We start from the raw sequence: 20,822 nt of genomic DNA on the forward strand, positions 1-20,822 counted from the left end.
CGACAACCAGAGCGGTCAAAGTTCCCCCGTCACGTAGGGGTCAGACTTCGCCCGCCGTTGACACGCGTGGAGCATCCGGGCTGCCGCCGTCCGCACCCGGTCCCGGAGCTCGTCCGGACGCTCGATGACCACCTCGCAGCCGAGCGCCGCGATCACGGACGGTAGCCAGTCCAGGCTCTCCGCGTGGATCTCCACCCGGTGCCAGGGCAGGGCGCCGTCACGCGGCTCGTCCGACGCACGGCCCAGCTGTTCGAGTCGGGCCACGCTGCGCGGGAGCTGGGCGCGGATGTGCTCCTCGGTCTCCCGGATACGGAGCACAACCTGCCACTGGTAGTCGGCGTCGGCGAAGATGTCGAGAAGATGACTTCCCATTCCAGGGTGCTGCGATGGCGCGAACGTCGTCGGCAGCGATCGGGCGGTCCGGATCCGATCCACACGGAACGTGCGTTCCTCCTGCCTGCCGGTGTCGAACGCGACGAGATACCACCGCCCCGAGTGCGTCACCAGGCCATAGGGGTGGATCTCGCGTCGCGTAGGAACATCGTCACCGCTGAGGTAGCGCAGGTCGACGACGCGCCGAAGGTCCACGGCTTCGGCCAGGGTCAGCATCACGCCAGGGTCAGGGGCAACGCGTTCCCGCCGAGACGTGCGCGTCATCACGGCGAGCAGTGTCTCGACCCGCGCGACGTCAGCTGTCGGCAATGCCCGTGTGATCTTGGCCAGGGCGGTCTGCTCGGCAATCTCCGGGTCGTGTGCCGCCGACTGTGCCCGGACGAGCCCGAGAATGACCGCGACCGCTTCCTTGTCGCTGAACATGAGCGGAAGAACCCGTTGGCCGGGTGCGAGCCGATAGCCGCCGTAGCGGCCTCGTAGCGTCTCGACGGGCACCCCCAGGTCGTGAAGACGCTTGACATCCCTGCGCACCGTCCGCTCGTCCACGCCGAGGCGTTCTGCAATCTCGGCAACAGTGCGCATCTGCGCGGACTGCAGCAGCTCCAAAAGCTGCAACGCCCGGGCGGTGGTGTCGGCCATGACACCGATCATCCCTCGCATACCGGACAACTCCCGCCCGGTATCGCAAATATCGTCGTGACCGCGGCCAGGTTCGTCGGCCGCATCCATGTCCACCGCAGAAGGAGACCGCCATGCAGTTGGCAGCCACCCGCATCATCACCGACGACGTCGATGCCCTCGTCGCGTTCTACGAGGCGGCGACCGGTATCGCAGCCGTGCGCCTTCACCCGTTGTTCGCCGAGCTGCGCACCCCATCCGGCACTCTGGCCATAGCGAGCACGGCCACGGTCCCGCTGCTCGGGGACGACGTCGCCGAAGCCCACGCCAATCGCAGCGTCATGTTCGATTTCCTCGTCGACGACGTCGACGAGACCAATACAGCACTCCGGGACGTCGTCGAAGTGTTCGTCAAGGAGCCGACTGACATGCCATGGGGTAATCGCTCGCTCCTCGTCAGGGACCCGGACGGCAACCTGATCAACTTCTTCACACCGATCAGCAGCGATGCCCGGGACCGATTTCCCAATGAACTACACAACGAGAACTGAACCGTTTCGACACCCCGAGCCGCTCGCGCCGATACTCATTCGATGCCGGCACTGTCGAGGAGGAGTTTTGTCCGTCCAGCCGTAGCGATGAGGATTACCGAACCCGCGCTCGGTCTCAGACCCATCCCTCGTGAACGTCGAAGCGGGGCATCCGATCAGTGCATGCCCCGCTTCGCTCCGCCGCCCTGGCCGAAACCGACACGTCTGCGACTGCCGCCGCGGCTTCTTCCCCGCAAGCCCAAGGTTCTGCGGGCCGACTGAAAACCCTCGTCAGCCAACGGATTCCATGGACGTCGAGCATTCCGACCCTACTGGACCGCACTCCAGTGGCGACCCCCGAGCGGTTGACATCAACCTAGGGACGCCCCCGCCGAGAGCGTACTCACCGTCTCCGCTGGCAGCGGGGGCAGAAGTAGCTCGAGCGGTTCATGAACTGCGCCCGCTCGATCGGGGTGCCGCACCGTCGGCACGGCTCCCCCGCACGCCCGTAGACGTTGAGGCTCCGGGAGAAGTACCCCGACTCGACTCGTTTGTGACATCGATGAATCGTCAGTCGAATGATCATTCGACTGACGATTCAATGAGGTGTCTGCACGTTCTGGGTCGGATCAGTCGTCGGCGACGTGGTCCCGCAGCGCCTCGGCGAGCGGCGGGAGGTAGGTGTCGACGACATCGCGGACAACATCGACGTCGACCCCGAAGTACTGATGGACGAGGATGTTGCGGAGTCCTCGGATCTGTGGCCAGCCGATCTCCGGGTGCGCGTCGGTGATCTCCGCCGGGAGATGGTTCACGGCTTCGCCGATGATCTGCAGGTTGCCCTCGATCGCGTCCTCGGCCATCTCCACGACATCCCCATCGCCGTCCAGAGCGCCGACATACCGACGGCACCGCTCGACGGCCACCAGGACGTCAGTGACGCGCCAGGCCGGCGTCGCGGCTCACAACGCGACCGCGTCGGCGAGGGCGGAGGCCGGGATCGGGCGCTTGAGCAACTGCACCGGGAACACGTCGATGTCGTCGCGACCGAACAGTGCCTGCGTTTCCTCCATCAGTCCGGAGGCCCGCATGAGGAGATTGCCGTCTTCGGGATCCATCTCGACGAGGATGTCGATGTCGGAGTCAGAGTGCGCGGTGCCCCGAGCGACGGAGCCGAAGAGCTTCGGATTGGTCGCGCCGTACTTGACCAGCAGCGCCTGAAACTCGCCTCGGCGCTCCTCGATGGGCTCGCGCAGGGCGAGCGTCTCGGGCGTCACGACGGTCTTCGGCATGCCTTCAGGATACCGGCAACGCGCCCGTCACAGCCAGGATCCGAGGGCCACCGCCTCATCGACGAACCGCCGGATCTTCGCCCTTGTTTGACCTCACCATCCAAGTGTCTGGTTCTCGTTCCGACCGTGACCATTCGGCGAGACGGCGTGCCTTCCTCAACCGAGTAGGCGAGCGATACCGTCAGGAAACCTGGACTCGGGCCCGCTCCGCGCTATCCTCGCATCATCACCATCAGCCCGTTGCCACAAGACGCGGGCTGATTTTCTTTCCCGGCGAGGACCATGACGGAGTACACGAAGCCGTGGCTGTCCGTTGACGAGCAGATCGATCGACTGTCAGGGCACGGGGTCGAAATCGAGGATCGCGGCCGAGCCGCGTCGGTTCTGCAGGCGGCCGGCTACTACCGCCCCACCGACTACCACTACCCGTTCCGCGAATCAGCGACCTGCGTCGGCGATCAAGGTCGCGCGCAGATCCGGATTCTCTGCGAATACATGGTGGTTCTCTTGCAGACCCGAGCGAGCAGGCTTCTACTTCGCGGTCCGCGGTCTGCGCTGACACTTCGGACAGAAGTAGCTGGAACGGTTCATGAACTGCGCCCGTTCGATGAGGGTGCCGCACCGCTTGCACGGCTCCCCCGCCCGCCCATAGGCGTTGAGGCTCCGGGAGAAGTACCCGGACTGCCCGTTGACGTTGACGTACAGCGCGTCGAAGCTGGTGCCGCCCTGCGCGAGCGCGTCGGCCATGACGTCACGGGCGGCTTCGACGACGCGGGTGAGCGCCGGGCGGCTGAGCGTATTCGCCGGCCGGGCGCCGTGCACGCGGGCCCGCCACAGCGCCTCGTCCGCGTAGATGTTGCCGATGCCGGAGACCACCGTCTGGTCCAGCAGCAGGCGCTTGATCTCGGAGCGCTTCGACTTGAGCACGCGCACCACCCCGGCGACGTCGAACCGCGGGTCCATCGGGTCGCGCGCGATGTGGGCGACCGGGGCGGGCACCGACGTGCCGTCCACGTCGACGAACGGCGCCGGAAGCCACCAGCCGAAGGTCCGCTGGTCGACGAACTCCACGCGCACGTCGTCCGTCTCCCCCGGAGCGCAGCCCAGGACGAGCCCGGCCCGCAGGTGCCGGTGCGGCATGGCATGCTCCGCCACTGCCCCCTCCGACGCCGTACCGACCGACACGGGAACATCCGGCACCGGGCCGCCTGCCGTGTCGCGGACGAGCATCTGCCCGCTCATGCCCAGGTGCACAACGAGAGCGGACCGCCCGTAGTCGTCGGCCGCCGCGCCCGGCACGGGTGGCGGCGCGCCGGCCAACTCGAACCACAGGTACTTGCCGCGGCGGCCCACGTCGGCGACGACGCCCCCGGCGAGCCACGCCGCCATCGCCTGCGCGCCCGGCTCGAACCGTCGCGCAGTCCGCTCGCTGTGGACGGCGGCGGAGACGATGCGCCGCCCGCGGACGTGCGGCGCCAGCCCGGCGCGGACCACTTCCACCTCGGGAAGCTCAGGCATCGTCCTCTGTCAGCTTTCGCCCACGCCGGTCTCGTCCGGCGCGGGGAACTCCTCGGTGATCCGGTTCCACGCCTCCGCGGCGGCCTTCTGCTCGGCGACCTTCTTGGTGCTCCCCACCCCCACGCCGAACGCGCGCTCGGCGACGACGACGGTGGCGGTGAACTCGCGCTGATGATCCGGGCCCGTGCCCTCGATCTCGTACCGCGGCACGCCGAGATCCTTGACGGCCGTGAGCTCCTGCAGGCTCGTCTTCCAGTCCAGGCCGGCCCCCAGGCGCGGCGCCCTCTCGATGAGGCCCGCGAAGAGCCGGAGAATCATCTCGCGCGCGGTCTCCAGGCCGTGCTGCAGGTAGACGGCGCCGATCAGCGACTCCATGCCGTCCGCGAGGATGCTGGATTTGTCGCGTCCGCCGGTGAGCTCCTCGCCCTTGCCCAGCCGCACATACCGGCCGAGCCCGCCCGGGCCCAGCCCGCGCGCGACCTCGGCGAGCGCGTTCATGTTGACGATGCTCGCGCGCAGCTTGGCGAGCTCGCCCTCCGGCCGCTCGGGAAAAGTCCGGTACAGGTGCTCGGTGACGACCACGCCCAGTACCGAGTCGCCCAGGAACTCCAGGCGCTCGTTGGTGGGCAACCCGCCGTGCTCGTGCGCGAACGACCGGTGGGTCAGTGCAAGGGTGAGCAACTCACCGTCGACATCGATGCCGACCGCAGTCACCAATGGACCGTGGTCGGCATCGTGGGTCGACGCACCCCGCCGCGTCATACGGCCGAGGTGACCTGGCGCCCCTTGTAAGTCCCGCAGGACGGGCATGCGGTGTGCGGGGGGATCTTGGCGTCGCATCCACGACCGGCGCAGGTGACCAGCGTGGGCGCGGAGGTCTTCCACTGGCTGCGGCGCGACCGGGTGTTGGAACGCGACATCCTGCGCTTGGGAACGGCCACGGCTTAACTCTCCTCGAATCGGTGGTCTGTGTCTTCCGGGACACCGCGTCCGGGCGATGTGCGCCCGTGTTCCGCGTCCCGGTCCTCGGGCCGAACCGCCGCATCATCGAGCTTTGCGGCGAGGGCGGCCCAGCGAGGATCCATTGTGTCATGCCCGTGCTCGGGACCTGCAATCGCCAGGTCGATTCCGCACACGGAGCACAATCCGGGGCAATCGTCCCGGCACAGCGGCTGCAGGGGAAGATCCACCCCGACCCCGTCGACGACGGTCTGCGTGAGGTCGATCAGGCCGTCGACGACGCGGGGGACCTCGTCCTCTTCGGTGGTCTCCTCGGTCACGCTGTCCGGAAACGCGAACAGCTCCGTGAGCTCGAGCTCCACCGGTTCCTCGACCGGCTTCAGGCACCGGGCGCATTCGCCGACGGCGGTCCCGGACACGGTGCCGGACGCGAGAACGCCCTCCATCACCGACTCCAGGCGCACGTCGATGTCCAGCGGAGCGCCCTCTTCGATGGCGATGAGGTCGAGGCCCAGCCGCTGCGGCGCTCGCGCGGCGCGGTGCGTGGTCTCCATCTGACCCGGGCGGCGACCCAGCGGCCGCACGTCGAAGACGAACGGGCTGTCCGCATCCGGGCGCGCGGCGCCATGCCGCTCGGCCGGGCGGGGGTCTTCTGGAACTTCGTTGCGGGGCACGAGCCTCTCCGTGGTATCAGGGGTGGGAGTGTCAGAGTCGGGAACAGTGGGCTGCACGGTGCCTTACGGCCGGCCACACAGGTCTTCGGGAACGCCTCGCAGGAGGTCTCGAACGCGGCCGAACCAGGCTACGCGATCCGCCCCGTCCGCGCCCCTCCGGGCCTATCGGGCGTTGCCGTACCGCGGCCCCGCGCCGAAATCGGGTTGGCCGGTGCTGCGCAGCTGCTGGCGGCCGCGCCCCACCGAGCGCAGCGTGCCGGAGAGCAGATCCTCGAACTCGCCCAGCTTCGTGTCCACGTACACGTCGCATTCGCCGCGCAGCCGCTCGGTCTCCTCGTGCGCCTCGTCGACGAGCCGCGCCGACTCGGCGTGCGCGGATTGGACGACCTCGCTCTGCGAAACCAGCCGTTGCTGCTCGGCCGCGCCCTCCGCGATGGCCCGCTCGTACGACGCGTTGCCGGCCTCCATGATCCTGTCGGCGTCGGCGTGGGCCCTGCCGGTCGCCGCCTCGTACTCGCGACGCCCGGCCTCCACGGTCCGGTCCGCGTCCGCCTCCGCCGTGGCAACCAGCTCCGCAGCGTGCGCCCGCGCGTCCTCCACCATCCGGTCGGCCTGGTCCTTGGCGTCGGCCACCATCCTGTCGGCCTGCTCGCGCGCGTCGGCCAGCGTCGACTCGGCGTGCTCGTTGGCCCGGCCGACAAGGTGATCCGCATTCTCCCGCGCCTCGCCCAGCATCCCGTCGCGACGGTCGAGCACATCCTGCGCGTCGTCGAGCTCGGGCGGCAGAGCCTCTTTGATGTCGTCGAGCAGGTCCAGGACGTCACCGCGCGGTACGACGCACCCCGCGGTCATCGGCACCCCGCGCGACTCCTCCACGATCACGACCAGTTCGTCGAGCGCCTCGAATACCCGGTACACCCTTACCCCTTCTCGTCGGATCCCGTCCGCCTTGCCGCGCCGGTGTTCCCCGGCCCAGTCTGCCCGCATCGGCGCCCCGGCGTGCGGCGACGGCGCCGGTGTGTCGCATCGGCGGGCACGCCATCGTCGGATACACCGCAGGTGGGCCGTCGCCCGCAGGCCCCGGAGGCGGCCCGCCGGGTGGCGCGTCCCACACGCGCCGCCCGGTGCGGACCGCACCGCTGCGGGACGGCCGGCGTCGTTCCCGGACGGGCAGGCGCCGGTAGCCCAGTCAGCGCGCGGCGCGCTCGGCCAACCGCTTCTGCAGCGCCGTGTGCACGTGCTCAGGCAGCATCCCCGCCACCTCGCCGCCGAAGGTCGCGACCTCCTTGACCAGCGAGCTCGACAGGTAGCCATACTGCGGATCGGCGGGGACGAAGAACGTGTCCACACCGGTCAGCGCCCTGTTCATCTGCGCCATCTGCAACTCGTAGTCGAAGTCGTTGGCACCGCGCAGTCCCTTGACGATAGCGGTGGCGGCGTTCTGCCGCGCGTATTCGACGAGCAGGCCGTGCCAGGAGTCCACGCGCACGTTCGGAAGGTCGCGCACTGCGTCCTCGAGGAGCTCGATCCGCTCCTCGACACTGAACATGCCCTGCTTGGACTTGTTGATCATCACTGTGATGATCACCTCGCCGAACTGCGCGGCGACTCGCCGGAAGACGTCCAGATGACCGTTTGTCACCGGGTCGAAGGACCCGGGGCACACCGCGATGCTCATGAGCCCAGACCGTAACAGGTGGCGATCTCGACCCGCGTCTCTCCGTAGCGTTTGACCGCGACGTCGCCGTACGCATCGGGCCACGGCGTCGCCGCCCCGCGTGCCGAGCGTTCCACGACCACGATCGCCCCGTCCGTCAGCCACCCGTCCGCCAGCGCCTCGAGGGCCGCGGCGACCTCCTCGTCCGGCACCGCGTACGGCGGGTCGGCGAACACCAGGTCGAACCGCTGCGGCGGCGGCTTCGCCAGGAACGCGGCGACGGCGGACCTGCGCACCCGCGCGCCGCCGAGCCCGGTGGCCGTGATGTTGGCCGAGATGATGCGCGCCGCCCGCGCGTCGGATTCCACCAGCAAGGCGCCCGACGCCCCGCGTGAGAGCGCCTCGAGGGCCAGGCCACCGGACCCTGCGTAGAGGTCGAGCACTTGCATGCCGGAGAAGTCGACGCGCGCGTCGAGGGCGCTGAACAGTGCCTCCCGGACGCGATCCGAGGTGGGTCGGGTGCCGGCGCCGGGGACCGCGAGCCTGCGGCCCCGCGCGCTGCCCGTGATGATCCGAGTCAGGGCTCGATCACCACCAGCAGGTCGCCGCCCTCGACCTGGGCGACCTCGGCGACCGCGATGCGGCCCACGGTGCCGCCCACGGGCGCGGTGATCGCGGCCTCCATCTTCATCGCCTCGATGCTCCCGACGACGTCGCCCGCCGAGAGCCGCGTCCCCGTCTCCACGGCGAGGGTGACCACTCCCGCGAACGGCGCGGGCACCTGGCCGGGAACCGAGCGCTCGGCCTTCTCCGCCTGCGGCCGGGCGTCCCGCACCGCGCGGTCGCGTACCTCGACGGGACGTAACTGCCCGTTGAGCAGGCACATCACCGTGCGCATGCCGCGCTCGTCCGGCTCGGAGATCGATTCGAGGCGGACTATCAGCGTCACGCCCGGCCCAAGCTCTACGCGATGCTCCTCGCCGGGAACGAGGCCGTAGAAGAACTCGCGCGTGCCGATGGACGCGGTGTCGCCGTACTTCTCGCGGTGTTCGGCCATCCCCCGCGCCGGCCCCGGGAACAGCAGCTCGTCGAGCATCGCCCGGCGCCCGGCCGGCTCCCCGTTCAGCGCGCTCCGCTGATCGTCGGTGATCTCCGCCGCACGCTCGGGCGCCGCCCGCCGCCCGCCGAGCACGGCGGCGCGCAGCGGTTCGGGCCAGCCGCCGGCAGGCTCGCCGAGGTCGCCGCGGAAGAACCCGGTCACCGAGTCCGGGATGTCGAACGAACGCGGGTCGGCGGCGAAGTCCGCCGCCGTCGCATCGGCTCCCACCAGCGCCAGCGCCAGGTCGCCGACGACCTTCGACGACGGGGTGACCTTGATCAGCCGGCCCAGCATGCGGTCGACGTCGGTGTAGGCGGTCTCGATGTCTTCGAACCGGTCGCCGAGCCCGAGGGCCACCGCCTGGGTGCGCAGATTCGACAGTTGCCCGCCCGGGATCTCGTGGGTGTACACCCGCCCGGTCGGCGCGGGCAGGCCCGCCTCGAACGGCGCGTACACCCCGCGCAGCGCCTCCCAGTACGGCTCGAGCGCGCACACCGCGCCCAGGTCCAGGCCGGTGTCCCGGTCGGTGTGGGCGGTGGCGGCGACGATCGCCGACAGCGACGGCTGACTCGTCGTCCCCGACAACGGGGCCGCCGCCCCGTCGACCGCCGACGCCCCGGCCGCCGCGGCGGCCAGATACGTGGCCAGCTGGCCGCCCGCGGTGTCGTGGGTGTGCACGTGCACCGGCACGTCAAATTCCTGTACGAGCGCGCCGACCAGTCTGGTGGCCGCCGCCGGGCGCAGCAGCCCGGCCATGTCCTTGACCGCCAGGATGTGCGCCCCGGCATCGACGAGCCGCTCGGCGATGCGCAGGTAGTAGTCCAGGGTGTAGAGGTCCTCGGCCGGATTCGCCAGGTCCCCGGTGTAGGCCAGGGCGGCCTCGGCGACGGCGGTGCCGGTGGCGCGCACCGCGTCGATGGCCGGGCGCATCCGGTCGACGTTGTTCAGGGCGTCGAAGATGCGGAAGATGTCGATGCCCGTGGCCGCGGCCTCGGCGACGAACGCGTCGGAGACGTCGGTGGGGTACGGGGTGTAGCCGACGGTGTTGCGGCCGCGCAGCAGCATCTGCAGGCAGATGTTCGGCGCGGCCTCGCGCAACCGGGCCAGCCGCTCCCACGGGTCTTCCTTGAGGAACCGCAGCGCCACGTCGTAGGTCGCTCCGCCCCACGCCTCGATCGAGAGCAGTTCCGGGGTCATCCGCGCCACGTGCTCGGCCGCCGTGACCAGGTCGCGGGTGCGCACCCGGGTGGCCAGCAGCGACTGGTGCGCATCGCGGAACGTCGTGTCCGTCACGCCCAGTGCCGGCTGTGCGCGCAGCGCCGCGGCGAAGCCCTCGGGCCCCAGCGCGCGCAGGCGCTGCCGCGAGCCGTCCGGCGGCGCGGCGGACAGATCGAGGGAGGGAAGCTTGTCCATCGGCCGCACGCCCGCGGGCCGCTCGCCATGGGGCGAGTTCACCGTGACGTCCGCGAGATACTCGAGGATCTTGGTGCCGCGATCCGCGGACCGCCGCGCTGTGAGCAGCTCGGGATGCTCCTCGATGAACGCCGTCGTCACCGCGCCGGCCCCGAAGTCCGATTCCTCGAGCACCGCCTGCAGGAACGGGATGTTCGTGGACACCCCGCGGATGCGGAACTCCGCCAGCGCGCGGCGGGCCCGGGTGAGCGCACTGGCCCGATCTGCGCCGCGGCAGGTGAGCTTGACCAGCATAGAATCGAAGTAGGCGCCCACCTCCGCGCCCACCGACGTGCCGCCGTCGAGCCGGATCCCCGCCCCGCCGGGCGTGCGGTACGCGGTGATCCGCCCGGTGTCCGGGCGGAAGTCGTTGGCCGGGTCCTCGGTGGTGATGCGGCACTGCACCGCTGCGCCGCGGATCCGGATCGACTCCTGTGTCAGCCCGATCTGCGCGAGCGTGGCCCCGGCGGCGATGCGCATCTGCGCGCCCACCAGGTCCGCGTCGGTGATCTCCTCGGTGACGGTGTGTTCGACCTGGATGCGCGGGTTCATCTCGATGAACACGTGCCGGCCGGCCTCGTCGACCAAAAACTCCACCGTGCCGGCGCAGGTGTAGCCGATGTGCCGGGCGAAGGCGACCGCATCCGCGCAGATCCTTTCGCGCAGAGCAGGGTCCAGATCCGGGGCGGGCGCCTGCTCGATGACCTTCTGGTGCCGGCGCTGCACCGAGCAGTCCCGCTCGTACAGGTGCACCACCTCGCCTGCCGTGTCCGCCAGGATCTGTACCTCGATGTGCCGCGGCGCGATGACCGCCTGCTCGAGATACACCGCCCCGTCCCCGAACGCGGACGCGGCCTCGCGTGAGGCCGAATCCAGTGCGCCGGGCAGATCCGCCGGGTCGTCGACGCGGCGCATGCCCCGCCCGCCACCGCCGGCAACCGCCTTGACGAACACCGGGAACGCCATCCGCTCCGCCTGTGCGCCCAGCCCGTCCAGGTCGGTGGAGGGCGCCGACGACTCGAGCACCGGCAGCCCCGCGGCGCGGGCGGCGTCGATGGCGCGCGCCTTGTTGCCGGCCAACTGCAGCGTCGCCGCGTCGGGCCCGATGAAGGTGATGCCCGCCTCCTCGCAGCCCCGGGCCAACGCCGGGTTCTCCGACAGGAACCCGTAGCCCGGATACACCGCGTCCGCGCCGCACTCGCGCGCCACCCGCAAGATCTCGTCCACATCCAGATACGCGCGCACCGGGTGCCCCTGCTCGCCGATCTGGTATGCCTCGTCGGCCTTGGTGCGGTGCAGCGAGTTGCGATCCTCGTAGGGGTACACCGCGACCGTCTTCAGCCCGATTTCGTAGGCCGCGCGGAACGCGCGGATCGCGATCTCACCGCGATTGGCCACCAGAACTTTTGTGAGCATGCCCGCAAACCTACCTTCCGCGCACCGCGCCGCCGCCCCCCGCGCGCGCCGTCGACGGGGGTTCTCAAGCCCGGAAGAGGAACTCCCCGCGCTCCGTTCCCTCGACCGTCGAGACCATCTCCGCCAGCCCCGGATGCCGCGTGAGCCCCGGATCCCGCTCCACCATGTCCGCGGCGAACTCGCGGGCGTCGAGGATGACGTCCTCGTCCTCGAGCACCGACAGCAGCCGGAGGCCGCTGGTGCGGCCGGACTGCGCGGTGCCGACCACGTCGCCCTCGTGTCGCAGCTGCAGGTCGAGCCGGGCCAGTTCGAAACCGTCGGTGGTGGCCGCGACCGACTCCAACCGTGCGCTCGACTGCGCGGCGGCCGGGCGGCCGCTGATCAGGATGCACAGGCCCGGGGCCTCCCCCCGCCCCACCCGTCCGCGCAGCTGGTGCAGCTGGCTGACGCCGAAGCGCTCGGCGTCGAGGATCACCATCACGGTGGCGTTGGGCACGTCCACCCCGACCTCGACGACGGTGGTGCTGACCAGGACGTCGATCTCTCCCGCTGCGAACCGGCGCATCACCGCGTCCTTGTCCGGGGACGGCATCCGCCCGTGCAGCAGGTCCACGTGCACCCCGGCCAGCGCTCCCCGCACCAGCTTGTCGTACACGTCCACCGCGGCGTTCGCGTCGGGCTGCGACCCCTTCCCCGCACCGGCGGCGCCCTGCGGCGCGGAATCGGACTGCGACGCCGGAGCCGACGACGGTCCCGATCCGGCCGGGGGCTCGGCGGCCTGGTCCCCGATCCGCGCGCACACGACGTACGCCTGACGGCCGTCCGCAACCTCCTCGACGATCCGCTCCCACGCGCGTTTGACCCACCGCGGGTTGTCGGGCATCGACACCACCGACGTCCGGATCGGGGATCGCCCGCGCGGCAGTTCGCGCAGCGTGGACGTGTCCAGGTCGCCGAACTGCGTGAGCGCGACGGTGCGCGGGATCGGCGTCGCCGTCATCACCAGCAGATGCGGCACGAGCCCCTCACGGGCCTTGCCGTGGAGGCGGTCGCGCTGGTGCACGCCGAAGCGGTGCTGCTCGTCGACCACCACCAGGCCCAGGTCGAAGAACGTCACGGCGTCCTCGAGCAGCGCGTGCGTGCCGACGACGATCCCGGCCTCACCGGAGGTGATCTCCAGCAGCGCGCGCCGCCGTTCGGCCGTGGTCATCGACCCGGTGAGCAGGGTGACGCGCGTCCCGTCCTCCGCCCCGCCGAGCTCCCCCGCGCGGGCCAGCGGGCCCAGCAGTTGCCGGATGGAACGGGCGTGCTGCACCGCCAGCACCTCGGTGGGCGCCAGCATGGCGCACTGGTGCCCGGCGTCGACGGCCTGCAGCATGGCCAGTACGGCGATCACGGTCTTGCCGGACCCCACCTCGCCCTGCAGGAGACGGCGCATGGGGACGGCGCCCTGCAGATCCTCGCGCACCTCGGCGAGCACCTCTTGCTGTCCGTCCGTCAGCGCGAACGGGAGACGCGCGGTGAACGCGTCCACCGCCGCTCCCGGCCGCAGGCGACTCGCCGGCGCCGCGGCCCGCTGCTCATCCGCGCGCCGCCGGGCCAGCATGAGCTGCATCGACGCGGCCTCGTCGAAGCGCAGCCTGCCGCGCGCGGCCTCCGCCTCTTCTTCCGACGACGGCCGATGGATGCCGCGCAACGCGGCATCGAGAGACATGTGCCCGTACCGGGCGACGATGTCCTGGGGAAGCGGGTCCGACACCGGCTCGAGCTGGTCGAGCACCTGGCGCACGCACCGCATGATCGTCCAGGTCTGCGCCTTGGCGGACGCGGGGTAGATGGGCAGAATCGCGCGGTCGAGATCCGCGGCGCTGAGGCCGTCGCCGGAGTCTTGCAGCGCCTCCGCCATCCGGGCGAGGGAGCCGCCGCCCTGCACCCGCTGGCCCGCGGCCAGCAGCGCCCCGCCGCCCCCCGCGCCGGTCTGCGCGGTCTCCGGCAGCAGCAGGTAATCGGGATGCGTCAGCGACAGCCGTCCGTTGAAGGTGCCCAGCTGTCCCGAGAACAGCCCGCGGCGCCCCACCACGATGTGATGGCGCACCTTGTGGGGGCTGAAGAACGTCACGCCCAGGCGGTTGCGCCCGTCGTCGAGCACCGCCTTGAGCAACTTCTTACGCGGATTGCGGCGCATCGGCCTGACCTCCGCCTCCACCACCCGGGCCGCAATGGTGACGTGGGTGCCCGAGGCGAGGTCCTCCGGCGCCATCAAAGCCCCGGCGCGCAGGTATCTGCGCGGATAGTGCCGCAGCAGGTCCCCGACCGTCCGCAGTTCGAACTGGTCGGCCAGCACGCCCGCCGTCGCGTCACCGAGCAGCAGGTCCAGCCTGTCCGTCAGCGTCGCCACCGCCCACCCCCTCCGTCGTCCCGGGTAGAGTTCCGCGGAGCCGTCACTCCACCCCGATCTGCAGCACGTCCGCGGACTGCAGGCCCGGGTACACCGACAGCTCCACCGCCGGGTGCCGCTGATCCACGTGCGCCCGCGCGGCCGATGCCAGGGCATCATCCGCCGCGGCACCGACAAGAAGCGTCACCAGCTCACCACCGGTGCCGAGCATCAAGTCCAGCAGGGTCGCCACCGCCGTCGATGCACGGGGCTCGACCACCATCACCTCGCCGCCGATCACGCCCAGCGCATCCCCCGGCTCACAGGTGCCGGACCACGTCAGGGCGCGCGTCTCCGCCACGCGCAGATGCGCGCAGCGCGTGGCGGCCGCGGCCTCCGCCATCGCGTAGGTGTCGTCGCTGGACGGGCGGTGCGGGTCGTGCACCGCGATCGAGGCCAGCCCCTGCACCATCGATGAGCACGGTAGCGGCAGCACCTGCTGCCCCTGCCGGCGCGCCGCGGCGCTGACCACCACCAGGTCTTCGGAGCGCACGGCGCCGTTCGGCAGCACCAGGACCTCGCCCGCGTCGGTTTCCCCGATGGCCGCGAGCAGCGCCGAGCCCGACGCGGTTCCGTCGACGGAGAGCACCCGCGCCCCCGCCGCCTCGAACAGCGGCACCGCGCCCGCGCCGTCGACCACGGCGAGGACCGCGCGTCCCGGGCGCAGGCCCGTCTGCCGGCTCTGCTGCACGCCGAGGTGGGTGATGCGGACCTTCCGGATCCGGCCCGCCTCGAGACCGCTGTCGACGGCCAGCCCCGCGTCCTGCAGATGCACGTGGACGGACCAGCCGCCGGTGCCGTCGCCGACGATCACCACCGAGTTTCCTGTCGCCTCCAACCGTCGGCGCAGCGCGGCCACCGCCGCGTCGTCGGCGTCGTCGAGCAGGTACATCACCTCGTACTCGTCGGCGCTCGCGGAGCAGCGGTCCGCCGGCGCCGCCGCGGCGGCGACATCGGACAGGTCCAACCGTGCTATCGCGGCGCCGGACCTGCCCAGGCGCGCGTCGACCGACCTCTCGAACGCCGGCCGGTGCACCCGCTCCCCCGTCAGGGTCTCTACCAGGCAGTCCAGAATCACCAGCAGTCCCGCCCCGCCCGCGTCGACCACACCCGCGGCCTCGAGGACGTCCAGCTGACCGGTCGTCCGGCCCAATGCCTCGAACGCGGATTCGGCCGCCGCGCGCGCCGCGGAATCGAGCGCCCCCTCGCCCGCGCACCCCGCCGCCGCCGCGTCGATCACCGTCAGCACGGTGCCCTCCATCGGCATGCTGACCGCGCTGCGGGCCAGCCTCGCCCCGCGCGTCAGGCCCGCGCTGAGCCCCCGGCCGTCCAGGGTGTCCCCCGGGCCGCCCCCGGCCGCCTCCTGCGCGAGCCCCACGAACACCTGCGAAAGGATCACGCCCGAGTTGCCGCGCGCCCCGTCCACCGATCCCGCGGCGAGCTCACGCAGGGCGTCCGCGGCGGTCCGCACCGCCGACTCACCGCCGCCACGGATCCGTCCGGCCGCGGCGGTGAGGGTGTGCAGGATGTTCGTACCGGTGTCCGAGTCCGGCACAGGGAACACGTTGAGCGCGTCGATCTCCCTGCGCCTGCCGGCCAGCGCATCCACGCTCGAAACCGCCCAGCGCCGGACCGTCGCCGCATCGAGCCCGGGATCGCCCACTGCCGTCGTCCCCTTCCCTCGTGCCGCGCGGTCGCCGCGGCGGACGTCCGCGAGCACCGCGGCAGACGACGCTGCCGACATCACCGCAAGACTAGTTGCGCCGGAGCGGTTTGGCGCCGGCGGCCGAGGGGCGCTATTCTGGTTCGGTTGCCTCGACCCGAGCACGGTTGCGCGCCACCCGCGTGCTGTCCCATCGCGTGAGGCCGCTATCCTCTTTGCCGGGAAGGCTTGACTGCTGCGCCGGTGGGAAGAGATCGACTTACCTGCTTGCAGGAAAGACCTGACAACAACCATCCAGACTATTCGAGGAGTTCGACGACTATGGCTGCCGTCTGCGACGTCTGTGCCAAGGGACCCGGCTTCGGAATGTCCGTCTCGCACTCGCACCGGCGGACCAAGCGCCGTTGGAACCCCAACATCCAGACCGTGCACGCACGCCTGGACAACGGCACCCCTAAGCGCATGAACGTGTGCACCTCATGCATCAAGGCCGGCAAGGTCGCCCGCGCCTGAGCTGCACGTCGGCACCCCCGCGGTGCCCCGAACACCCCCGGAACCCCACGGTGACGGGGGTTTCGTCTTGTGCGGGCGCCGTCGGTATGTGCCGGCGCCGTCGGTATGCGCCGGCGCCGTCGGTATGCGCCGGCGCCGTCGATGTGCGGGCCGACCCCCGGCCCGCACACGCACACCCGCGGTGGCGCTACCGCAACGCCCAGTCGACGGGTTCGGCGCCCTGCGCGGTCAGCAGTGCGTCGGCCCGGCTGAACGGCCTGGATCCGAAGAACCCCCGTGACGCGGACAGCGGCGACGGGTGCGCCGACTCCACCACCGGCACGTCGCCCAGCCAGGGCTTCAGGCTTCGCGCGTCGCGGCCCCACAGGATGGCCACCAGCGGCAGATCGCGCGCGACCAGCGACCGGATGGCCTGTTCGGTCACCTCCTCCCACCCCTTTCCGCGGTGCGATCCCGCCTCGCCCGGCCGCACGGTGAGCACCCGGTTGAGCAGCAGCACTCCGTTGCGGCTCCACGGCGACAGGTCTCCGGTGACCGGCACCGGGAGTCCGAGGTCCTCGGAATACTCGCGATAGATATTGGTCAGGCTGCGCGGGATCGGCCGCACAGACGGGTCCACTGAGAAGCTCAGGCCGACGGCGTGCCCGGGCGTCGGGTACGGGTCCTGCCCCACGATGAGCACGCGGACCCGGTCCATCGGCTCGGCGAAGGCGCGGAGCACCGCGTCGCCCGCGGGCAGGTAGGGCCGTCCGTCGGCAAGCTCGGCGCGCAGGAACCGGCCCATGGCCGTGATCCGCTCCGCCACCGGCTCCAATGCGGGCACCCAGGTGGGGTGGACGAGGCCGTCGAGCGGCCCGGACGCGGAACCGCGCACCGCCATCACCCGATCCTCCGCAGCGCGGTGCGGTAGTGCTCCGCATTGGCCGCGTACATGTCGACGTTGAGCTGCAGGTGCCCCTCCGGCACGGTGAAGCCCTCGCGGACGCGGGCGGGAACGCCCAGCGCCATCGACCGGCCCGGCACCGCGGCGCCGAACGGCACCACCGCGCCCGCGCCCACGATCGACCCGGCGCCCACGTGGGCGCCGTTGAGCACCACCGAGCCGGACGCGATGAGGGTCTCGTCCTCGATCACCGCGCCCTCCACATGCGCGTTGTGGCCCAGCACGCATCCGGCGCCGATGATCGTGGGGTGGGTCGTCGTGCAGTGGACCACCGTCCCGTCCTGGATGTTGGTCCGTGCTCCCACCTCGATGCGCCCGTAGTCGCCGCGCAAGACCGCGTGCGGCCACACCGAGACGCCGGCGGCCAGGGTGACCGCGCCGATGACCACCGCTTCCGGGTGCACGTAGGCGGACGGGTCGATGTGGGGGACTCTGTCGTCCAGTGCGTAGATCGCCATCCCCGCAATCTATCCATCGCCTCACCCGCCGAAGGCGACCCACCCCGGTGCGCCGCCGTAGCAGGAGTCTCCGACGAGCACCGCCGGCCCGGCGGGCAGCCGGGCGCCGCCCGCTTCCGCCGCTCCGGTGGCGTGCACCGTGCCCACCGCACGCCACCCCTCCGGTAGCGGCCCGGCCGCCGGGAACGTCGCCGCAAGCGGATGGTCCTCGCCTCCGCCCAGCGCCCAGTCCCACGGATCGGCTCCCAGCGCGTCCGCGGCGGCCCGCAGATCGTCGAACCCGGCGCCGCCGCCCGCGTCCTCCGCCAGGCGGGCGGGGTCCAACCGGAGCACCACTCCGGATTCCGCCGCGAGATGCCCCAGGTCCGCCACCAGCCCGTCGGAGATGTCGATCATCGCCGTGGCCCCCGCGTCGGCGGCCTGCGGGCCCGCGCCGTACGGGGGATGGGGGCGAAGGTGCGCGGCGATCAGCCGCGCCGCCGCCGCCTCGTCGAGCGCGACGGCGCATTCCGAGGTGCCCCAACCGGACTCCAGTAGCGCCAGCCCGGCTGCGGAGGCGCCGGTGCCCCCGCACAGCGCGACGACGTCCCCGGGGCGCGCCCCGGAGCGGCGCACCGCACGCCGCCCCGACAGGGCGCCGAGGGCGGTCACGCTCAGCACGACCTGCTGCGCCTGCACCAGGTCGCCGCCGACGATCGCCGCACCCACCCGCGCGGCCTCCGCGCGGGCCCCGGCCGACATCTCCTCCAGCACCCGCACGGGCGTCGACGGCGGACAGCCGAGAGCCACCAGGAAGCCGGTGCACTCGCCGCCCATCGCGGCGATGTCCGCTGCGTTCTGCGCTATCGCCTTGCGCCCCACATCCGAAGGCGCCGACCATTCCAGCCGGAAGTGCCTGCCCTCCACAAGCATGTCCGTGCATGCCACCACCCGCCCGTCCGAGGTCGCGAGCACCGCGGCGTCGTCGCCGGTGTCCACGAGCACGGTCCCGTCCGTTCCGGGAGGCCGGTCGCCGGCCAGCCTCCTGATGACGCCGAACTCCCCCACCTCGGCCACCGTCGGTTCGTCCACTTCTGTGCGCATCCCTTCCATCGCGGGCGGCATCCACGGGCAAGGTGCACGCCGGGGTGATCCCGCCTACACGGGTACCGTGGTCGCCGGTCGCGATACTAGCCGGGGACCGTGGGGTCACCGAGCGGCCGCCGACAGACCGCCCGGCTCTGCACGCCGATGCGGAGCACCCGAGGATCCCCCGCACCCACGAGGAAAACCGCGTACCCATGACGAAGCCCGACGGCCGCCCGAACCCCGACGAGCCACAAGACCCGCAGGAGGATCCGGCTGGTCCGCCCGCGAATACGGAGCACCGCTTCCACCCGGCAGTCATCGCCACCGCCATCGCCCTGCCAGTCGCGCTGATCGTCGGCGTCGTCGTGGCCGGCGTCATCGTGGCTGGAACCGACGACGCCGCCGACACGGGACCCGTCGCCGTCAGCGGCGCAGTGCCCGCGCCCCAATCGGGATCCGACTCGTGCTCAACGCTTCTCGCGGCACTGCCGGACGCTCTCGGCGACTACACCCGCGCCGAGCTCGCCGATCCCGCCCCCGAGGGCGCAGCCGCCTGGCGGCCGGAGTCCGGTTCCGACGATTCCTCGGACCCCTCCTCGACCGAGCCGATCGTGCTGCGCTGCGGCCTGGACCGGCCCGCGGAGTTCCGCCAGGGGGTCGGGATCCAGCAGGTGGACGCGGCGCAGTGGTTCGAGGTCTCCGGCGAGGACATGGGGCTTGCATCGTCGACGTGGTACGCAGTCGACCGGCCCGTGTACGTGGCGCTGACCCTCCCGGACGGTTCCGGACCCGCGCCGATCCAGGAGATCTCGACGGCCATCACGCAGTCGCTTCCGGCGCAGCCGATCGATCCCGCCCCCGTCGTGGGCACGACCGGCGACTGAGCGCCACGGGACCGCCCGCGCGCGTCACGGCTCAGCCGTCCCCGGAAGCCGTCCTCCGAGACGGTCAGCGCAGCCCTGTTCCCCGGGCGGTCGCGGTGTCGACCATCTCGGTGAGCAGGTCCGCGTATCCGGTGCCGGCCGCCGCCCACATCTTCGGATACATCGAGATGGCGGTGAACCCGGGCATCGTGTTGATCTCGTTGATCACGGGCCCCTCCGCGGTGACGAAGAAGTCGACGCGGGCCAGTCCCTGGCAGTCGAGCGCGCGGAACGCCCGCACCGCCATTGCGCGGACCTCGTCCGCCACCGCGTCGTCGAACTCGGCGGGGATGTCGAACTCGCAGACGTCGTCTAGGTACTTGGTGTCGAAATCGTAGAACGCCCCGCCGTCGGATCCTGCTGCATCGTCATCGGCCTCCGGCATGCGGATCTCGGCCAGCATGCTCGCCGACACCGTCCCGTCCGCGCGTTCGAGCACGCCGCATTCGACCTCGCGGCCCACGATGGCGGCCTCCACGATGACCTTGGGGTCGTGGCGGCGGGCCTCGGCGAGCGCGGCGGGGAAGCCGTCCCAGGAACCCACGCGGGTGATGCCGATCGACGATCCCCCGCGGGCCGGCTTGACGAACACCGGCAGGCCGAGCCGCTCACGCTGCGACGCGGTCAGGTCGTCCTCGCCGCGCCGCAACACCACCTGGGTGCCCACGGGCAGACCGTCCGCGGCGAGCAGCTTCTTCGTGAACTCCTTGTCCATGCCCGCCGCACTCGCCAGGACGCCCGGGCCCACGTACGGCACGCCGGCCAGCTCGAGCAGCCCCTGGATGGTGCCGTCCTCGCCGAAGGGGCCGTGCAGCACGGGGAACACCACGTCCACCTCGCGCAGCACGTCGCCGGCCGCACCGTCGGCCAGCGACAGCAGCGCGCCGGCCCGCGTGGGGTCGGCGCTGAGCGCGACCGGCGTACGGGTGCCGTCGACTACGGGCAGCCGCCGCCCGTCGGGGGCCAGCTCGGCCGCCGGGCCTTCCGCGCCATCGGCGCAGTCCGGGCCCAGCACCCACCGGCCCTCCTCGGTGATCCCCACGGCTACCGGTTCGAACCGGTCGCGGTCGAGGTGAGCGAGGACGCTGCCCGCCGACACGCATGACACGGAGTGCTCGCTGCTGCGCCCGCCGTAGACGACCGCGACCCTTGTACGACGATTATTCACGTCCAGCACCGTACCCGCCGGGGCGCGCGATCCCGCCGCC

The 20,822-nt window shown here is 71.5% G+C and carries 20 protein-coding genes and 1 pseudogene; 3 read left to right on the plus strand and 18 right to left on the minus strand.

Annotated elements, in window-relative coordinates:
• Positions 1-15: 15 nt before the first annotated feature.
• Positions 16-1,032 (minus strand): helix-turn-helix transcriptional regulator, encoded by a 1,017-nt coding sequence (locus FO059_RS10750; RefSeq protein WP_168226614.1) that lies wholly within the window; start codon positions 1,030-1,032, stop codon positions 16-18.
• Between the two features lie 113 nt (positions 1,033-1,145).
• On the opposite strand from FO059_RS10750, the gene FO059_RS10755 reads away from it, so the two are divergent.
• Positions 1,146-1,562, plus strand: coding sequence for a VOC family protein (locus FO059_RS10755; RefSeq protein WP_143908683.1), 417 nt, complete (start codon positions 1,146-1,148; stop codon positions 1,560-1,562).
• A 382-nt stretch (positions 1,563-1,944) separates the two neighbouring features.
• On the opposite strand, the pseudogene FO059_RS10760 reads toward FO059_RS10755, so the two are convergent.
• The 13 genes and pseudogenes from FO059_RS10760 to FO059_RS10820 form a co-directional block, all read right to left on the minus strand.
• A pseudogene (locus FO059_RS10760) lies at positions 1,945-2,085 on the minus strand (zinc finger domain-containing protein); the annotation flags it as partial.
• Between the two features lie 85 nt (positions 2,086-2,170).
• The gene (locus tag FO059_RS10765) at positions 2,171-2,467 is read right to left on the minus strand and encodes a HepT-like ribonuclease domain-containing protein (protein ID WP_233266930.1); all 297 of its coding nucleotides are present in this window, start codon (positions 2,465-2,467) and stop codon (positions 2,171-2,173) included.
• Positions 2,468-2,503: 36 nt separating this feature from the next.
• Complete coding sequence (locus tag FO059_RS10770) at positions 2,504-2,833, minus strand: nucleotidyltransferase family protein (protein ID WP_143908685.1); 330 nt, start codon at positions 2,831-2,833, stop codon at positions 2,504-2,506.
• Between the two features lie 531 nt (positions 2,834-3,364).
• Entirely contained in the window at positions 3,365-4,351 is a 987-nt protein-coding gene (mutM, locus tag FO059_RS10775; RefSeq protein WP_143908687.1) for a bifunctional DNA-formamidopyrimidine glycosylase/DNA-(apurinic or apyrimidinic site) lyase, read from the minus strand.
• Between the two features lie 9 nt (positions 4,352-4,360).
• Positions 4,361-5,113: a ribonuclease III gene (gene rnc, locus FO059_RS10780; RefSeq protein WP_143908689.1), complete on the minus strand. Its 753-nt coding sequence runs from the start codon at positions 5,111-5,113 to the stop codon at positions 4,361-4,363.
• Complete coding sequence (gene rpmF, locus FO059_RS10785; RefSeq protein WP_143908691.1) at positions 5,110-5,292, minus strand: 50S ribosomal protein L32; 183 nt, start codon at positions 5,290-5,292, stop codon at positions 5,110-5,112. Before rpmF ends, rnc begins: the two co-directional genes overlap by 4 nt.
• Before the next feature lie 3 nt (positions 5,293-5,295).
• Positions 5,296-5,985, minus strand: coding sequence for a YceD family protein (locus FO059_RS10790; RefSeq protein WP_233266929.1), 690 nt, complete (start codon positions 5,983-5,985; stop codon positions 5,296-5,298).
• 162 nt (positions 5,986-6,147) lie between these two features.
• Complete coding sequence (locus FO059_RS10795; protein WP_143908693.1) at positions 6,148-6,903, minus strand: DivIVA domain-containing protein; 756 nt, start codon at positions 6,901-6,903, stop codon at positions 6,148-6,150.
• A 271-nt stretch (positions 6,904-7,174) separates the two neighbouring features.
• Positions 7,175-7,663: a pantetheine-phosphate adenylyltransferase gene (gene coaD, locus FO059_RS10800; protein WP_143908695.1), complete on the minus strand. Its 489-nt coding sequence runs from the start codon at positions 7,661-7,663 to the stop codon at positions 7,175-7,177.
• Positions 7,660-8,223, minus strand: coding sequence for a 16S rRNA (guanine(966)-N(2))-methyltransferase RsmD (gene rsmD, locus FO059_RS10805; RefSeq protein WP_143910663.1), 564 nt, complete (start codon positions 8,221-8,223; stop codon positions 7,660-7,662). Before rsmD ends, coaD begins: the two co-directional genes overlap by 4 nt.
• Entirely contained in the window at positions 8,220-11,609 is a 3,390-nt protein-coding gene (locus FO059_RS10810; protein WP_143908697.1) for a pyruvate carboxylase, read from the minus strand. The genes rsmD and FO059_RS10810 overlap by 4 nt, the downstream gene beginning before the upstream one ends.
• Before the next feature lie 64 nt (positions 11,610-11,673).
• The gene (recG, locus tag FO059_RS10815) at positions 11,674-14,007 is read right to left on the minus strand and encodes an ATP-dependent DNA helicase RecG (protein WP_143908699.1); all 2,334 of its coding nucleotides are present in this window, start codon (positions 14,005-14,007) and stop codon (positions 11,674-11,676) included.
• Between the two features lie 43 nt (positions 14,008-14,050).
• Positions 14,051-15,790: a DAK2 domain-containing protein gene (locus FO059_RS10820; protein WP_143908701.1), complete on the minus strand. Its 1,740-nt coding sequence runs from the start codon at positions 15,788-15,790 to the stop codon at positions 14,051-14,053.
• Positions 15,791-16,030: 240 nt separating this feature from the next.
• On the opposite strand from FO059_RS10820, the gene rpmB reads away from it, so the two are divergent.
• A complete protein-coding gene (rpmB, locus tag FO059_RS10825; protein WP_143908703.1) occupies positions 16,031-16,222 on the plus strand; it encodes a 50S ribosomal protein L28 in 192 nt (63 codons plus the stop codon).
• A 187-nt stretch (positions 16,223-16,409) separates the two neighbouring features.
• Here the strand turns inward: rpmB and FO059_RS10830 are convergent, their stop codons facing one another.
• The 3 genes from FO059_RS10830 to FO059_RS10840 are packed head-to-tail and all read right to left on the minus strand — an operon-like array spanning position 16,410 to position 18,715.
• Positions 16,410-17,102 (minus strand): uracil-DNA glycosylase, encoded by a 693-nt coding sequence (locus FO059_RS10830; RefSeq protein ID WP_143908705.1) that lies wholly within the window; start codon positions 17,100-17,102, stop codon positions 16,410-16,412.
• Positions 17,102-17,623, minus strand: a complete 522-nt coding sequence (locus tag FO059_RS10835) for a gamma carbonic anhydrase family protein (RefSeq protein WP_143908707.1) — start codon at positions 17,621-17,623, stop codon at positions 17,102-17,104. Before FO059_RS10835 ends, FO059_RS10830 begins: the two co-directional genes overlap by 1 nt.
• Positions 17,624-17,644: 21 nt before the next feature.
• Positions 17,645-18,715, minus strand: coding sequence for a thiamine-phosphate kinase (locus FO059_RS10840; RefSeq protein WP_372497932.1), 1,071 nt, complete (start codon positions 18,713-18,715; stop codon positions 17,645-17,647).
• A 188-nt stretch (positions 18,716-18,903) separates the two neighbouring features.
• Between FO059_RS10840 and FO059_RS10845 the strand changes: the two genes are divergently transcribed.
• A complete protein-coding gene (locus tag FO059_RS10845; RefSeq protein WP_143908711.1) occupies positions 18,904-19,575 on the plus strand; it encodes a DUF3515 domain-containing protein in 672 nt (223 codons plus the stop codon).
• Between the two features lie 64 nt (positions 19,576-19,639).
• Here the strand turns inward: FO059_RS10845 and FO059_RS10850 are convergent, their stop codons facing one another.
• A complete protein-coding gene (locus FO059_RS10850) occupies positions 19,640-20,782 on the minus strand; it encodes a D-alanine--D-alanine ligase family protein (RefSeq protein WP_143908713.1) in 1,143 nt (380 codons plus the stop codon).
• Between the last annotated feature and the right edge of the window lie 40 nt (positions 20,783-20,822).

It is taken from the genome of Tomitella fengzijianii (assembly GCF_007559025.1).
Taxonomy (GTDB): domain Bacteria; phylum Actinomycetota; class Actinomycetes; order Mycobacteriales; family Mycobacteriaceae; genus Tomitella; species Tomitella fengzijianii.

Bases quoted from the DNA above. Each gene is read 5' to 3' on its own strand.
- FO059_RS10750 (WP_168226614.1), bottom strand. From the start codon at position 1,032: ATGGCCGACACCACCGCCCGGGCGTTGCAGCTTTTGGAGCTGCTGCAG.
- FO059_RS10755 (WP_143908683.1), top strand. From the start codon at position 1,146: ATGCAGTTGGCAGCCACCCGCATCATCACCGACGACGTCGATGCCCTC.
- FO059_RS10770 (WP_143908685.1), bottom strand. From the start codon at position 2,833: ATGCCGAAGACCGTCGTGACGCCCGAGACGCTCGCCCTGCGCGAGCCC.
- mutM (WP_143908687.1), bottom strand. From the start codon at position 4,351: ATGCCTGAGCTTCCCGAGGTGGAAGTGGTCCGCGCCGGGCTGGCGCCG.
- rnc (WP_143908689.1), bottom strand. From the start codon at position 5,113: ATGACGCGGCGGGGTGCGTCGACCCACGATGCCGACCACGGTCCATTG.
- coaD (WP_143908695.1), bottom strand. From the start codon at position 7,663: ATGAGCATCGCGGTGTGCCCCGGGTCCTTCGACCCGGTGACAAACGGT.
- FO059_RS10810 (WP_143908697.1), bottom strand. From the start codon at position 11,609: ATGCTCACAAAAGTTCTGGTGGCCAATCGCGGTGAGATCGCGATCCGC.
- FO059_RS10820 (WP_143908701.1), bottom strand. From the start codon at position 15,790: ATGTCGGCAGCGTCGTCTGCCGCGGTGCTCGCGGACGTCCGCCGCGGC.
- rpmB (WP_143908703.1), top strand. From the start codon at position 16,031: ATGGCTGCCGTCTGCGACGTCTGTGCCAAGGGACCCGGCTTCGGAATG.
- FO059_RS10830 (WP_143908705.1), bottom strand. From the start codon at position 17,102: ATGGCGGTGCGCGGTTCCGCGTCCGGGCCGCTCGACGGCCTCGTCCAC.
- FO059_RS10835 (WP_143908707.1), bottom strand. From the start codon at position 17,623: ATGGCGATCTACGCACTGGACGACAGAGTCCCCCACATCGACCCGTCC.
- FO059_RS10840 (WP_372497932.1), bottom strand. From the start codon at position 18,715: ATGGAAGGGATGCGCACAGAAGTGGACGAACCGACGGTGGCCGAGGTG.
- FO059_RS10845 (WP_143908711.1), top strand. From the start codon at position 18,904: ATGACGAAGCCCGACGGCCGCCCGAACCCCGACGAGCCACAAGACCCG.